General features: G+C 71.6%; 15 protein-coding genes. 11 read left to right on the top strand and 4 right to left on the bottom strand.

Features of this window, described 5'->3' with window-relative positions; all coding sequences use genetic code 11:
- Together TR50_RS35695 and TR50_RS35690 are read right to left on the bottom strand one after the other, a co-directional pair.
- The coding region (locus TR50_RS35695; RefSeq protein WP_042432038.1) for an anti-sigma factor family protein at positions 1-239 on the bottom strand (239 nt) is incomplete at its 3' end.
- Entirely contained in the window at positions 236-766 is a 531-nt protein-coding gene (locus tag TR50_RS35690; RefSeq protein WP_042432035.1) for a sigma-70 family RNA polymerase sigma factor, read from the bottom strand. The genes TR50_RS35695 and TR50_RS35690, both read right to left, overlap by 4 nt.
- 121 nt (positions 767-887) lie before the next feature.
- Here TR50_RS35690 and TR50_RS35685 point away from each other — a divergent pair, with 121 nt between their 5' ends.
- Complete coding sequence (locus TR50_RS35685) at positions 888-1,391, top strand: COG4315 family predicted lipoprotein (protein WP_052441723.1); 504 nt, start codon at positions 888-890, stop codon at positions 1,389-1,391.
- A gap of 74 nt (positions 1,392-1,465) precedes the next feature.
- Here TR50_RS35685 and glgX read toward each other — a convergent pair whose 3' ends face one another.
- Positions 1,466-3,700 carry a glycogen debranching protein GlgX gene (glgX, locus tag TR50_RS35680; protein ID WP_042432080.1) on the bottom strand — a complete coding sequence of 745 codons (2,235 nt, stop codon included), beginning with the start codon at positions 3,698-3,700 and terminating at the stop codon, positions 1,466-1,468.
- 187 nt (positions 3,701-3,887) lie between these two features.
- Here glgX and TR50_RS35675 point away from each other — a divergent pair, with 187 nt between their 5' ends.
- The 5 genes from TR50_RS35675 (at position 3,888) to TR50_RS35655 (ending at position 9,298) form a co-directional block, all read left to right on the top strand.
- Positions 3,888-5,078: a L,D-transpeptidase gene (locus TR50_RS35675; RefSeq protein WP_042432033.1), complete on the top strand. Its 1,191-nt coding sequence runs from the start codon at positions 3,888-3,890 to the stop codon at positions 5,076-5,078.
- Between the two features lie 137 nt (positions 5,079-5,215).
- Complete coding sequence (locus TR50_RS35670) at positions 5,216-6,499, top strand: L,D-transpeptidase (RefSeq protein ID WP_084701555.1); 1,284 nt, start codon at positions 5,216-5,218, stop codon at positions 6,497-6,499.
- 133 nt (positions 6,500-6,632) lie between these two features.
- Positions 6,633-7,409 carry an enoyl-CoA hydratase/isomerase family protein gene (locus TR50_RS35665; RefSeq protein WP_042432027.1) on the top strand — a complete coding sequence of 259 codons (777 nt, stop codon included), beginning with the start codon at positions 6,633-6,635 and terminating at the stop codon, positions 7,407-7,409.
- A gap of 133 nt (positions 7,410-7,542) precedes the next feature.
- Positions 7,543-8,049, top strand: coding sequence for an ATP-binding protein (locus TR50_RS35660; protein ID WP_042432024.1), 507 nt, complete (start codon positions 7,543-7,545; stop codon positions 8,047-8,049).
- 310 nt (positions 8,050-8,359) lie between these two features.
- A complete protein-coding gene (locus tag TR50_RS35655) occupies positions 8,360-9,298 on the top strand; it encodes an oxygenase MpaB family protein (RefSeq protein WP_042432021.1) in 939 nt (312 codons plus the stop codon).
- Here TR50_RS35655 and TR50_RS35650 read toward each other — a convergent pair.
- Positions 9,225-9,545 carry a MazG-like family protein gene (locus tag TR50_RS35650; protein ID WP_052441722.1) on the bottom strand — a complete coding sequence of 107 codons (321 nt, stop codon included), beginning with the start codon at positions 9,543-9,545 and terminating at the stop codon, positions 9,225-9,227. The genes TR50_RS35655 and TR50_RS35650 overlap by 74 nt on opposite strands.
- A 104-nt stretch (positions 9,546-9,649) precedes the next feature.
- Here TR50_RS35650 and metF point away from each other — a divergent pair, with 104 nt between their 5' ends.
- The 5 genes from metF to TR50_RS35625 form a co-directional block, all read left to right on the top strand.
- Entirely contained in the window at positions 9,650-10,651 is a 1,002-nt protein-coding gene (gene metF, locus TR50_RS35645) for a methylenetetrahydrofolate reductase [NAD(P)H] (protein ID WP_084701553.1), read from the top strand.
- Between the two features lie 30 nt (positions 10,652-10,681).
- Complete coding sequence (locus tag TR50_RS35640; protein WP_042432069.1) at positions 10,682-11,488, top strand: 2-amino-3,7-dideoxy-D-threo-hept-6-ulosonate synthase; 807 nt, start codon at positions 10,682-10,684, stop codon at positions 11,486-11,488.
- Positions 11,485-12,594 carry a 3-dehydroquinate synthase II family protein gene (locus tag TR50_RS35635; protein WP_042432018.1) on the top strand — a complete coding sequence of 370 codons (1,110 nt, stop codon included), beginning with the start codon at positions 11,485-11,487 and terminating at the stop codon, positions 12,592-12,594. The genes TR50_RS35640 and TR50_RS35635 overlap by 4 nt, the downstream gene beginning before the upstream one ends.
- 63 nt (positions 12,595-12,657) lie before the next feature.
- A complete protein-coding gene (locus tag TR50_RS35630) occupies positions 12,658-14,001 on the top strand; it encodes a class I adenylate-forming enzyme family protein (RefSeq protein ID WP_063775210.1) in 1,344 nt (447 codons plus the stop codon).
- A 35-nt stretch (positions 14,002-14,036) separates the two neighbouring features.
- Positions 14,037-14,694: helix-turn-helix domain-containing protein (locus TR50_RS35625; RefSeq protein WP_201776919.1), on the top strand; the 658-nt coding region annotated here is incomplete at its 3' end.

The following is a 14,694-nucleotide window of genomic DNA, read 5'->3' as shown; positions in this document are numbered from 1 at the left end:
GGGGTGGGCTGCGGGGGCGCGAGGTTCTGCGGGGTGAGGGTCTGCGCGGCCGCCGCCGTCTCGTCCAGCTCCTCGAACGGGGTGTGCCGCAGCAGCCCCGGCAGCGGGGCCATGGCGACCAGCTCGGCCTGGCACTCCGCGCACCCGGAGATGTGCGCCTCCAGCGCCGCCCGTTCCTCGGGATCGAGGGCCCCGAGCAGGTAGGCGCCGAGCTGGACGCTCTCCCGGCATGTCGTCATCGGGAAGTCACTCCTCTCTCCTCCAGAACGTTCCTCAAGGCCCGCAGCCCGTAGTAGCAGCGGGACTTGACCGTGCCCGGCGGAATGCCCAGGTGCTCGGCCGTCTCCGCCACGGTGCGACGCAGGTAGTAGACCTCGATGAGCACCTCGCGGTGCTCGGGCCGCAGGCCGCGCATGGCCTCCAGCAGTTGCCAGCGTTCCAGCATCCGGTCCAGCTCCGCCTCGCCGTCGTCGGCCAGGCCGCCCCGGTCGTCCTCCGGTAAGGGCGCCTCGGCCGGTCTGGCACGGGCCCGCCGGAAGGCGGAGACCGTCAGGTTGTGGGCGACGGTGTGCAGCCACGGCGCGGCGCGGTCCAGGTCCAGCGCGTCCCGGTGCTGCCAGGCGCGCAGGAAGGTCTCCTGGGTCAGGTCCTCGGCGCGCTGGTAGTCGCCGCCGACCAGGCGCAGCACATGGCCCAGCACCGACCGTCCGTAGCGCGCGTACAGCGCGGAGACGAAGGCCGCGTCCGAGGTCGGTGCGGAGTCCACACCTCCAGTACGCGCCCCTGGGCGGTTCGGTTCAACCGGGTCGCGGGAAACGCCGCGGTTGAAGATCCGGGCCGGTCGGCGCGTACTGGAATGCGGGGGGCACCTTCGAGGGGAGCCGATCATGAAGCCTCGACCCCTGGTCCTCACCCTGCTCCTCACCGGCCTGGTCGCGGCCGGCTGCTCCTCCACGGCCACGAACGACAGCGTCGCGCCGCCGAGCCGCCCGGTGCAGCTGACCACCCACCGCATCATCGGCGTCGGCACCGTCCTCGACGCCGACGGCAGGACCGCCTACTTCGACGACCAGGACGCCACGGTCAGGATCCTGTGCGGGGCGAAGTGCGCGGCCGTCTGGACGCCGGTCACGGTCGCCGCCGCCCCGGCCCCCGTCGGCGGGCTCGCCTTCACCACCGTCACCCGGTCCGACGGCACCCTGCAACTGACCGAGCAGGGCCACCCGCTCTACACCTTCCTCGGCGACGAGGCGTCCGGGGACGCCAAGGGCCAGGGCGTCAAGGACTCCTTCGGTGGCCAGCCCTTCACCTGGCACGCGGTGACCGTGACCGGCTCGACTCCCGGCACCACCCAGGCCCCGCCCCCGAGCGGCGGCGGAGGCGGGTACTGAGCGGCGCAGGCGTCCCCGCACGGCCGTCGCGGCACGGGCGCAATCCCGCCCTCACCGGCCGTCGCGTTCCGCGCTCACCGGCCGTCGCGTTCGCACACGCGCAGGAGCAGCAGGGACCGGCCCGCCACCGTGAGCGTCTCGCCGGCGGGGACGTGCCGGCCGTCCGTGACGGCCTGCTGTTCCGCGCAGGTGTCCACCACCGTCTCGTAGCAGCGCGCCCACGGCAGGCCGGGGAGCGTGAACCGGATGCCGCGGTGGTGGCCGTGCAGGATCAGCAGGAAGCTGTCGTCGGGTGTGGTCTCCCCGCGGGCGTCGCGCCCGGTCAGGTCGTCGCCGGCGAGCAGCATCGCCAGGGTCGCGCCGGGCGCGTACCAGTCCGCCTCGGTCATCTCCGCGCCGTCCGGGCGGAACCAGGTGAGGTCCGGCAGGCCGCCGGGGTGGGCGGGGCGGCCGGAGAAGAAGGCCCGCTGCCGCAGCACCGGATGTTCGCGGCGCAGCCGGATCAGCCGGGCCGTGAGCGCGTGCAGCTGCCGCCACTCGTCCTGTTCCAGCAGCGACCAGTCGACCCAGCCGGTCTCGTTGTCCTGGCAGTAGGCGTTGTTGTTGCCGCCCTGGGTGCGGCCGAACTCGTCGCCCGCGAGCAGCATCGGCACGCCCGTGGAGAGCAGCAGGGTGGCCGTGAGGTTGCGCAGCTGGCGGCGTCTGAGGGCGTTGACGGAGGGCGAGTCGGTCGGGCCCTCGGCGCCGTGGTTCCAGGAGTGGTTGTCGTCGGTCCCGTCGCGGTTGTCCTCGCCGTTCGCCTCGTTGTGCTTGCCGTTGTAGGAGACCAGATCGCGCAGCGTGAAGCCGTCGTGGGCGGTGACGTAGTTGACGGAGGCGAACGGCCGCCTCCCGGCCCGCTGGTAGAGGTCGGAGGAGCCCGCCAGCCGGTAGCCGAGCTCGCGCACGTCCGGCCGCGCGCCGCGCCAGAAGTCGCGGACGGTGTCGCGGTAGCGGTCGTTCCACTCCGTCCACAGCGGCGGGAAGTTGCCCACCTGGTAGCCGCCGAGCGCCACGTCCCACGGCTCGGCGATCAGCTTGACCCGGCTGAGCACCGGGTCCTGGAAGACGGCGGAGAGGAACGGCGCCCGCATGTCGACGTCGAAGGCGCCGCGCGCCAGCACGCTGGCCAGGTCGAAGCGGAAGCCGTCCACGCCCATCTCGGTGACCCAGTACCGCAGCGAGTCGGTGATCAGGCGCAGCGCCTGCGGCGCGGTGGCGTCCAGGGTGTTGCCGCAGCCGGTGAAGTCGGCGTAGGCGCGGCGGTTGTGTGGCTGGAGCCGGTAGTACCCGGCGTTGTCCAGCCCCCGGAACGACCACGTCGGGCCGCCCTCGCCGCCCTCGGCGGTGTGGTTGTAGACGACGTCGAGGACGACCTCGATCCCGGCCCGGTGCAGCGCCTGGACCATCCGCTTGAACTCGCCGACCTGGCCGCCCCGGGTCCCGCTGGCCGAGTAGCCGCCGTGCGGGGCGAAGTAGCCGATGCTGTTGTAGCCCCAGTAGTTGCGAAGGCCCCGGCGCACCAGGTGCTCCTCGTGCGCGAACTGGTGGACCGGCAGCAGCTCGACGGCGGTCACGCCGAGCCGGGTCAGGTACTCGACGGCGGCGGGGTGGCCCAGACCCGCGTACGTGCCGCGCAGTTCGGGGGGCACGTCCGGCATGGTCCGGGTGAAGCCGCGCACGTGCAGCTCGTACAGGACGGTGTCCGCCCAGGGCGTCTTCGGCCGCCGGTCGTCGGACCAGTCCTCGGTGTCGTGGACGACGACGGACCTGGGCGCGTAGCGGGCGGAGTCGCGGTTGTCCCGGACGGTGTCCGCGACGTCGGTCTCCGCCCAGGTCCGTACGTGTCCGTAGACGGCGTCGTGCAGTCGGAACTCCCCGTCCACGGCGCGGGCGTAGGGGTCCAGGAGCAGCTTGGCGGGGTTCCAGCGGGCGCCCGTCCACGGGTCCCAGCGGCCGTGCACGCGGAAGCCGTAGCGGGCGCCCGGTCCGACGCCGGGCACGTGGCCGTGCCAGACCTGGAAGGTCTGCTCGCGCAGCGGCAGTCGGGTCTCCTGGTCCTCCTCGTCGAACAGGCAGAGCTCGACCCCCTCGGCGCCGCCCGCCCACACCGCGAAGTTGGTCCCCAGCCGTCCGTCGGCGCCCACATGGCAGCGCGCCCCGAGTGGCTGCCAACTGCCCGGCAGGACACGGGTGGTGGCCCTGTCCTGCGGCCCGTTCCCCGGCTCGGGTTCCTCCCGAGGCGGACGCAGCTCCGTGGGCAACGCCATCGACAGCACCTCCCCGTCCGGCGGACGTCCCGATCCACCGGTTTACGGTTACGTTCCCTCCCTGCCGCTGGTTGCACCATCAACAGCGCTGATCTGACCCGAATGCCCGTCCTGGACGCCCGTGTCGTCCCTCTTTCGCCCTCGTTGATCTACGAGGAGCAGTGCGATCGAGGAGTGTGGTGCGGCCGTGGGTGCCTGGGCGGGACGACTGAAGCGGGTGGCGCTGGCGGCCTTGGTCCCCACCCTGCTGGTGGCGGGCTGCTCGGGCTCCTCAGGGTCGAGCTCGGACGCGGCGCGCGTCTCGGCCGCGCAGGTCACGCTGACCCCCGGCGACGGCGCGTCCGAGGTCCCCGCGCAGGACGGCGTCTTCGCCCGGGTCCGCGACGGCCGGCTGACCGAGGTGCGCCTCGAGGACGCCGACGGCCACGAGATCCCGGGCACGATCACCCCCGACGGCAGTGCCTGGTCCCCGGCCGACAAGCTGCAGCCGGAGACCCGCTACACGCTCGACGCGCTGGCGGTCGACCAGGACGGCCTGCAGGCCGCGAAGCACGCCTCGTTCACCACCTTTGTGCCCAGGAACACCTTCATCGGGTTCTACAACCCGGTGAACCGCAGCACCGTCGGGGTCGGCTTCATCGTGGAGATCCGCTTCAACCGCGCGATCAAGGACCGGGCCACCGTCCAGAAGGGGATCAGCGTCACAGCCCGGCCGCCCGTCCCCGTCGCCGCGCACTGGTTCGGCGACCAGCGCGTCGACTTCCGGCCGCAGCACTTCTGGACGCCGGGCACCAGGGTCACCCTGGCCCTGAACCTCAAGCACGTCGAGGGCGCGCCCGGCGTCTACGGCACGCAGCAGAAGTCGATCGGCTTCACCGTCGGCCGCAGCCAGATCAGCACGGCGGACACGGACGCCGACACCCTCACCGTCGTCCGCGCCGGCCAGGTCCTGCGCACCCTCGACATCTCGGCGGGCGGGCCCGGCCACGCCACCTACGAGGGCGTCATGGTCATCTCCGAGCAGGACAAGGTGACCCGCATGGACTCGCACACCGTCGGCCTCGGCAGCGAGTACGACATCCCGGCCGTCCCCCACGCCCAGCGGCTCACCGACTCGGGCACGTTCGTCCACGGCGTCTACTGGCGCCCGGCCTCCGTCTTCGGCCGGACGAACACCAGCCACGGCTGCATCGGCCTCTACGACGTGGCCGGAGGCGGCAGCACCACCACCGCGGCGGGCTGGTTCTTCGCCCACTCCATGATCGGCGACGTCGTCCGCGTCGTCGGCTCCGACGGCGAGCAGGTGGCCCCGGACAACGGCATGAGCGGCTGGAACCTGTCGTGGTCCCAGTGGACCGCCGGCAGCGCCGTGCACTGAGATCCGGTCGGCCGCTGACCGTCCGGCCCGCCACCGAGCCCCCTGCCCGCCACCGAGCGTCCGACCGACCGCCCGGATGCAACCTTCCACCGGGGTTGCCGCGTCAAGTTCTCCGGGAGCTCTCAGGCAGTCGGGTTATGCTCGCGGGGGCCCCGATCAGGGACATTCGGGGACACTCCGGGAGGGGAGAGACGTTGTTCGCGCACAGCAAGGTTCGACGGGTGCTGCTCGGCATGGCGACGGGCGCCGCGATACTCGCGGCCAGCGCCTGTGGCGGAGCCGGTGCCGCGACCGGGCACTCCGGCTCGGACGCGGGTGCCGGCGCGAGCGCGTCCGCGGTGGCCAACTCCGCCGCCACGGTGACGATCCTGCCCAAGAACGGGTCCACCGGCGTGGACACCGACGGCACGCTGAAGGTGAGCGTGGCGCAGGGCAAGCTGACCCAGATAGCCGTGACCGGTGACGACGGCAGCAAGGTCGACGGCTCGATATCCGGCGACGGCAGCAGCTGGTCCCCGGCCGGGGCCCTGCACACCGGCACCAAGTACAGCGTCGTGGCCACGGCCGACGACTCCACCGGCAAGAACGTCACCGAGCGTTCCAGCTTCACCACGCTGACGCCGGCGGCGACCAACATCGCCAACTTCAACGTCGACCCGGGCGCGACCTACGGCGTCGGCATGGAGGTCTCGCTCAACTTCACCTCCGTCGTGGCCGACCAGTACAAGGCGTCGGTCCTCAAGGCGGTCACCGTGACCGCCGATCCGGCCGTGGACGTCGAGGGCCACTGGTTCGGCAGCAACCGGCTGGACTTCCGCCCGCAGCAGTACTGGGCCCCCGGCACCAAGGTCACCCTGCACCTGCACCTCGACGGCGTCCGCACCGGCCAGGTCGGCTACGGCAAGCAGAACAAGGACGTCAGCTTCACCATCGGCCGCTACCAGGTCAGCGTCGCCGACAACAACGCGCACACGCTCACCGTCTACAACGGCCCGAGCTCGGTGCTGAGGAAGCTGCCGGCCAGCCTGGGCGACCCGCAGCACACCACGTACAACGGCAAGATGGTGATCACCGAGAAGGACCCGACCACCGACATGAACTCCCAGACGGTCGGTCTCGGCAACGCGTACGACATCAAGGACGTCCCGCACGCGATGCGCCTCACCACCTCCGGCACCTTCGTGCACGGCAACTACTGGCGCCCGGCCTCGACCTTCGGCAGCCAGAACACCAGCCACGGCTGCGTCGGCCTGCAGGACGTGAAGGGCGGTGGCGACCCGGGCATGCCGGCGGCGTGGTTCTACAACAACTCGCTGATCGGCGACGTCGTCCAGGTGGTCAACGCCCCGGACGAGATCGTCCAGCCGGACAACGGCCTGAACGGCTGGAACATGAGCTGGTCGGCCTGGACCTCCAACTGAGGTCCTGACCGCCGCGACCGCCGCGAGGACATGATGTGAGCCGGGCCACCGCGTACGCGGTGGCCCGGTCGCGTTAACATCGGTTCACTCTGCGCCTGCGCACGCACCCACGTCCCGCCAGGGAGGCACTCAGATGGACCGCTTCGTGACGCTCGAGGTCGACGCGGACGGCGTCGGCGTGATCCGGCTCGACCGGCCGAAGATGAACGCGCTCGACATCGCGATGCAGGACCAGCTCAAGGAGGTGGCCGAGGAGGCCACCGCCCGCGCGGACGTGCGCGCGGTCGTCCTGTGGGGCGGCGAGAAGGTCTTCGCGGCCGGCGCCGACATCAAGGAGATGCAGCGCATGGGCTACACCGACATGGTGGAGCGCGGCCCGGCGCTGCAGGGGTCCTTCGACGCGGTGGCGCGGATCCCGAAGCCGGTCGTGGCGGCAGTCACCGGCTACGCCCTCGGCGGCGGCTGCGAGCTGACGCTCTGCGCCGACATCCGGGTGGCCGCCGACAACGCCAAGTTCGGCCAGCCGGAGATCCTGCTGGGCCTGATCCCGGGCGCGGGCGGCACCCAGCGCCTCTCCCGTCTGGTCGGCCCCGCCAAGGCCAAGGACCTGATCTTCACCGGTCGCATGGTCGACGCCGAGGAGGCGCTGCGGATCGGCCTGGCCGACTACGTGGTCCCGGCGGAGGAGGTCTTCGCGACCGCCCACGCCTGGGCCGCCAAGCTCGCCGCCGGACCGGCATATGCCCTGCGTGCGGCCAAGGAGGCCGTGGACCGCGGTCTGGAGACGGATCTGGACACCGGTCTGACGATCGAACGGAATCTCTTCGCAGGTCTGTTCGCGACCGAGGACCGCGAGATCGGCATGCGCAGCTTCGTCGAACAGGGCCCGGGGAAGGCCAAGTTCAACTGATCGGAAGCCGACGTCCCGGCTCCTCTTTGCTGACCTGGGCGTATGCAAAGCAATTTGGCATATGCCCGAAGCAATCGATGATTTTTTGGCCAATGAGCTCCCGCCGGGCCGTCTGACGCGCCATCATGGGGTCATGGCAGTACAGGGCGAAGTGGTACGGGAGCAGAGGGTGATCGACGAGCGGTCGGGGCTGGTCGACATCGTCGGGTTGGGCGAGCTGGACGAGGAGCTCCAGAGCCTGGCCCGCCTGCTCTCGCCCGAGGGCGACGGCACTCCTTTAGTCGCCGCCCCGGGCGTCACCGCGCACGCCCGTCGGCTCACCTTGTCCGCCCTGGAGTCCTGGGGGCTGGGCGGCCACGGTGAGGTGGCGGAGCAGTTGGTCGCGGAGCTGGTCGCGAACGCGGTCCGGCACACCGGTGGGCGCACCTTCGTGCTCCGGCTGCTGCGCGGATCGGGGCGCATCCGGGTCGAACTGCGCGACCCGTCACGGGCGTTGCCCTGTCTGATCAAGGGCGACCCGGAGGACGAGGCCGGTCGCGGCCTCTGCCTGGTGGACCAACTCGCCGACCGCTGGGGCGTCGACGTGCTGTCGCGGGGCAAGTCGGTCTGGTTCGAGCTCAAGCTGCGAGCCGCGGTCTAGGCTCTCGTCGGCGACGACGGGCCGGAAATGACAATGCGGGGCCCCACGGGATCTCGTTCGATCATGGGGCCCCTGCATTGGGCTGCGCGGCCAGGGGGGTGTTGCCGCGCCGGCGTCGGACGCGCTCGGGTCGGAGGCGTTCCGAGATCGACTATGACACGTGGTGCATGGCAGAGCAAAGCGACAAATCGGACAAATGCTACGATTGTGGAATAGCGTGCCGTGCATCACAAGGTATTTTCATCCGTTCGCTTATCTTTCCCTTGCTTGCCACCTGGCTAACCTTTGATCTTTCAGGTACTACGGAACCGTGCGACCTCGACCCCGTGACCTCGTCCGGCAGCGCATCCAGCGCCAGGTCTACGCCACCGTCCACGGCGCGGGCCTCGATCACACGCGCTACGACCGCCCCGACGGCGACCCCGGCCTGTTCGGGCCCGACAGCGTCGTCTGGCTGGTCCACGGGGACCTGCCCGGCATGTTCACCGGGGGCGTCGCCGCGCTGATGCTCCAGTCGCTCCACCCGCTCGCCATGGCCGGCGTCGACCAGCACTCGCGCTACCGCGAGGACCCGATCGACCGCCTGAACCGCACCGCGGGCTTCGTCACCGTCACCAGCTACGGCTCCACGGCCCAGGCCGAGGCCGCGATCGAGCGGGTGCGCCGCGTCCACGACCGCGTGCGCGGCACCGCGCCGGACGGCCGCCCCTACGACGCCGCCGACCCGGACCTGCTGCGCTGGGTGCACGTGGCCGAGACGGCCTGCTTCCTCGCCGGCTACCAGCGCTACGCCCGGACCCAGCTGACGCGTGGTCAGCAGGACTGCTACTTCGACGAGTACGCCCTCGTCGCCGAGCGCCTGGGCGCGACCGGTGTCCCGCGCTCGCTCGCCGAGGTCCGCGCCTACCTGCGTGAGGTGCGGCCCCGACTCGCCGCCTCCGAGGCGGCGCTCGCCGCGGTCGAGTTCCTGCTCACCCCCGGCTCTCTCGTCCAGGACCGGGCCCGCGGTGTCGCGATGCGGGTCCTCGTCGCGGGCGGCGCCGACCTGCTGCCCTCTTGGGCCGCGGCGGAGCTCTGCCTCCCGCACCGCGGCGCGTTGCGCACCTCCCGCGACCGCGCCGCCGTCCGCGCCCTCGCCGCGGCGCTGCGCTACGGCTGCGAGCCCTCCGTCGTCATCACGACGGCCCGAGCGCGCGCGCTCGCACCTGCCGCAGATGCTCCGCGAACACCTCCGCCGCCGCCGGGTTGAGCTGCACCAGCGCCACCATCGAGGTGATGACGACGTCGCACAGCTCCCGCTCCACATCCCCCCAGCTGTGCGAGAACCCCTTGCGCGGGTTCTGCCCGGTGGCCCCGATCACCGCCTCGGCGACCTCGCCGGCCTCCTCGGAGATCTTCAGGATCTGCAGGATCTGCTGCGTCTGCTCCGGCAGTTCGCTGTCCTTGGTCAGCCAGTGGTTGAGTTCGGCGATCGTCGCCCACGCGGAGTCGTCCATGGCGGCAGCCTAGAAGACCCCTCCGACAGCCCGGGAGGCTCCAGCTACTCCTCAGTGCCCGGTGCGAGGGTGCAGTACCCCCTAGCCCACTGAGGAGTCCGGGTATGAGCAGGCTGGGTGACGTGCTGGCGCAGGGCCGGCCGTCCATCTCGTTCGAATTCTTCCCTCCGAAGACACCGGAGGCCACACGCGGTCTGTGGCAGGCGATCCGACGCGTCGAGGCGCTGAGGCCGACCTTCGTCTCCGTCACCTACGGCGCCGGCGGCTCGTCCAGGCAGCGCACTGTGGAGATCACCGAGGACATCGCGGCGACGACGACGTTACGGCCGGTTGCCCACCTGACCGCTGTCGGCCACTCCGTCGCCGAACTGCGGCACATCATCGGGCAGTACGCGGACGCAGGGGTGCGCGACGTGCTCGCACTGCGGGGCGATCCGCCCGGTGATCCCACGGGCCCGTGGCGGCCGCATCCGGACGGCTTCCGCTACGCCCACGAGCTCGTCTCGCTGGTGCGGGAGTCCGGCGCGTTCAGCGTCGGCGTCGCGGCGTTCCCCGAACGCCACCCGCGTTCGCCCGACTGGGAGAGCGACATCCGGCATTTCGTAGCGAAGTGCCGAAGCGGTGCGGACTACGCCGTCACCCAGATGTTCTTCCGAGTCGAGGACTACCTGCGGCTGCGCGACCGGGTCGTCGGGGCCGGCTGCGAGATCCCGATCATCCCCGAGATCATGCCCGCCGTCGACGCGCGGCAGATCCGCAGGTTCGCGGAGCTCAGCAACGCGGTGTTCCCGACCGACCTCGCGCGCCGGCTGGAGGCGGCCAGGGACGACCCCCGCGAAGGACACCGCGTCGGGGTCGACCACGGCACCGCGATGGCCGAGCGGCTGCTCGCCGAGGGGGCCCCGGGACTGCACTACATCACGCTCAACCGCTCCACGGCGGCTCTCGACATCCACCGCAACCTCGGCCTGGACCGGCCGGGTCGCGGCGCTTGGCTCGATTCTTCAGTGGCCGCTGAAACAGTGCAGCCATGGACCGAGTCGCCGGGACGACCTCGTGCGACGGCCTGGCCGCCACGTCCGGCGGGCTCGAAGCGGTCCCTGTGACCAGGAACGAAGAGGTGTGTGATGTTCAGCATGCCGCTCACCGGAAAGTCGGTGCGCCTCGCACGATTGTCCCGGCCAGGTGACGGCCGGTTCCTGTTCGTCCCGCTCGACCACTCCGTCTCCGACGGTCCGGTCGTGAGCGCGGCCGGGTTCAGCGGTCTGGTGAAGGAGATCGTCGAGGGCGGTGCCGACGCGGTCGTCGTCCACAAGGGCCGGGCCCGGATGATCCCGCCGGACCTGCTCAGCCGGTGCTCGCTGGTGGTGCACCTCAGCGCCAGCACGGCACACGCGCGTGACACCGACGCCAAGGTCCTGGTCGGCGATGTGGAGGAGGCCGTCCGGCTCGGAGCGGACGCGGTGAGCGTGCACGTCAACGTCGGCTCCGACACCGAGGCCGCCCAACTCGCGGACCTCGGCACGGTCTCGGCCGCCTGCGAGCGGTTCGGCGTTCCGCTGATGGCGATGATCTATCCGCGTGGTCCGCGGATCGCGGACCCGGCTGTGCCGGAGCTGATCGCCCACGCGGCGAACATCGCGGCGGATCTCGGGGTCGACATCGTCAAGACCGTGCTTGCCGCCCCGGCGGAACGGATGGCGGAGGTGGTGGCGGCCTCGCCGCTGCCGATCGTCATCGCGGGGGGCGGCGACAGCGGACGGGAGTTCCTCGCCCTCGCGGCCACCGCACTGGACGCCGGGTGCAGCGGACTCGCGGTCGGGCGCCGGGTCTTCACCAGCCCGAGCCCTGAACAGGCGGTCCGGGAACTGGCCGCAATCATCCATGGCCACGTGCTCCCGAGTGGGCCGTCGCCGCGATCTCAGATGGCAGGTGTGCTGTGAAATTTGCCTGGATCGACATCCGCACCGTCTCCGCCGAGCAGCGTGAGGCAGTCGTCGACGCCGCCATCCACGCCCGCGTGGACGCCATCGTCGACAACGACGCCGAGCGGCTCGCCACACTTCCGGTCACGGTCAAGCGCGTGTACGTCCCCGGCCCGCGTGCCGTTCCCGAGGACAACCACGACCTGACCGTGCTTCAGGAGATCACCGACCTGGACGGGCTCGGCGCGCTGCGGGCCCGGCACCGCGACGGCGAGCCGGGCACGGCGGCGCTGGTCAACGTCACCGACGACCGGACGCTCCGGCTCGCCTGCGACGCGGCGATGTCCCTGCCGAACACCGTCGTGCAGTTCAAGGATCCGACCAAGATCCCTCTGGAGATCGTGATCGCCGCCGCCGACCGCTCGGAGGGCCGGCTGATCTGCCAGGCCGCCGACGTCGAGGAGGCACGGATCATCGTCGACGTGCTGGAGAAGGGCTCCGAGGGTGTGCTGATGGCCCCCCGGGACGCCAACGATGTGTTCGCCCTCGTCGAGATGCTGCGTACGAAGACCCCCGACCTGCAGCTGTCGAAGCTGACCGTCGAGTCCATCGAACACCTCGGCCTGGGCGACCGCGTGTGCATCGACACGTGCACCCACTTCGAGAAGGACGAGGGCATGCTGGTGGGCAGCTACGCGCACGGATTCGTGCTGTGCGTGAGCGAGACGCACCCGCTGCCGTACATGCCGACCCGGCCGTTCCGCATCAACGCGGGCGCACTGCACTCCTACGTGCTGGGCCAGGACAACCGCACCAACTACCTCAGCGAGCTCAAGGCCGGCAGCGCCGTGCTCGCGGTCGGCGCCGACGGCCGGACCCGGCGGATCGTGGTGGGGCGGATCAAGCTGGAGTCCCGTCCGCTGCTCGGCATCAGGGCAGTCTCCGAGGAGGGCGTCGAGGTCAGTCTGATCGTCCAGGACGACTGGCACGTGCGTGTGCTCGGCCCCGGTGCGGCGGTGCTCAACGTGACCGAACTGAAGAAGGGTGACGCGCTGCTCGGCTACGTCGCCACCGACAAGCGCCACGTCGGCTGGCCGGTGGCCGAGTACTGCGTCGAGAAGTAGGCGGCGGACGTCGGGCCCCGCCGAGGCGGGGCCCGACGCTCCTGGGCGTCCGGGCGGGTAGCGATGACTGAACAGTCTTGGTGGGGAACCCCGTTGCTCGACCGCGGGGCGGACCGCGCGATCTGGGCACGGGCGCGTGGCGAGGTCACCTTCGGCGGACTGCGCGAAGAGGTCCACCGGCAGGCCGAACTGCTGCGGTGTCACGGCATCAGCCGGGACGACACCGTCGTGCTGTACGGAACCCCGAGCTTCACCCAGATCTGGGTGCTGCTCGCGCTCTGGTCGCTCGGGGCCCAGGTGGTGCTCCTGGAGCCCGGGCTCGGCGCCGACGAGCGCGACGCCCGGATCGAGGCGGCCAGGCCGCGGTTCCTCGTCGAACTGCGCGGGTGGTCCCGCGCGCAGAAGGCATTCGTGGACGAGTGCGAGGTGTTCGTACGGCGCCGCCGGGCCGGGCGGTACGCCGCCACCGGGCACTGCCTGGTCCACTTCTCCTCCGGGGCGACCGGTCAGGCCAAGGCCGTCGGCCGGACCCCGGAGTCGCTGCTGGCCGAGGTGGGCCGGCTGCGGCTGCTGGACGGGATGCCCCGCACGGGCGAGCGGGTGACGCTGCTGGAATCCGTCACGCACTCCTTCGGACTGATCGGCGGGCTGCTGCACGCGCTGGCTGTGGCGGCCACGGTGCGGTTCCCGTTGGAGCAGACCCCGCAGGCGGTGGCCGAGGCGGTCCGTGACGCGCAGGTGCTGATCGGCAATCCGTGGCACTACGGCTGGCTGGCGGCGGACGGGGCGTCCGCCCGGCTCAAGGTCGCCATCTCGGGCGGCGACACGCTGCCCCGCGAGGTCGCCGACGCGTTCCAGGCCCGGTACGGCGTGCGGGTGGGGCAGGCGTACGGCACCACCGAGACCGGGATCGTGGCCGCTGACCTGCGTGGGCACCACGGCGGTTCGGCGATCGGCAGGCCCGCGCCCGGTGTGCCGACCCGCGTGCGCGACGGCGTCCTGGAGGTCCTGGTGCCGGACCGGCCGTACCTCTACGAGGACGGTCCGATCCGCGGGGGCTGGATGTCGACCCATGACCTGGTGGGCGTCGATCCGGCGACGGGCGTGCTCCGGTTGCGGGGCCGGGCGGCGGCGGGGGGCATCCGTCCGGCCGTGGACCTGCTCGCGATCGAGGACGTCCTGAGGGCCCACACGCAGGTGACGGACGCGGTCGTGCTCGGGCTCGACCTGATCGAGGCCCACGTCCAGGGCCCGGTCGGCCTGGACCAGCAGGAGCTGCGGTCCTGGTGCCGGCGGTTCCTCGGGGAGACGGCCGCCCCGGCGCGCTACCACATCGTGCGCGAACTCCCGCGGACCGCCCGCGGCAAGGCCGTAAGAGACCACAGCAGGCTCAGGCAGCACGCCTGAGCCCTCGGGGGAGGCACGTGAGCAGGGGGAGAGCAGTGACCACGACCGAGTCCGCGTCCGCGTTCGCGACCGGGGAGGCGGCCCGGTCCGCCCCCGACCAGCACGACGGTTTCAGCGAGACGGTCCGGCGGGCCTGCCGGCTGATGGACCGCTCGGCCCAGCCGCCGAGCCTGAACGATCTCGCGGCGGCGGCCGGGTACAGCCAGTTCCACTTCCACCGGATGTTCAAGGCGTGCACCGGGATCACACCGCACGCCTACCTCGCGGCCGTGCGGGCCCGGCGGGTCCGCCGGGAGCTCGCGCGAGGCGCCGCCGTGTCCGACGCCATCTACAGTGCGGGGTTCAACTCGAACGGGCACTTCTACGCGGCGTCGACGGAGATCCTCGGCATGACCCCGAAGTCCTTCCGCGCGGGAGGCAGGGGCACCACGATCCGTCACGCGACCGGCCGTTGCTCGCTGGGACCGGCGCTGGTCGCCACCACCGACCGCGGGGTGTGCGCGGTGCTGATCGGGGACGGGGAGCGCAGCCTGAGGAGCCGGCTGGGGGGCCTCTTCCCGCGCGCGGAGGTCACGCCGCCGGACCTGGTGTTCACCGCGGAGGTACACGACGTGCTCGCCCGGGCCGCCCTCCCGGCGCCCGGCCGGACACTCCCCGCGGATGTCCGGGGTGTGGTCCTGGAGCAGCTGGTGC

This window comes from Streptacidiphilus anmyonensis (genome assembly GCF_000787855.1).
GTDB lineage: Bacteria > Actinomycetota > Actinomycetes > Streptomycetales > Streptomycetaceae > Streptacidiphilus > Streptacidiphilus anmyonensis.
This window is presented reverse-complemented; position numbering and strand designations above follow the sequence as displayed.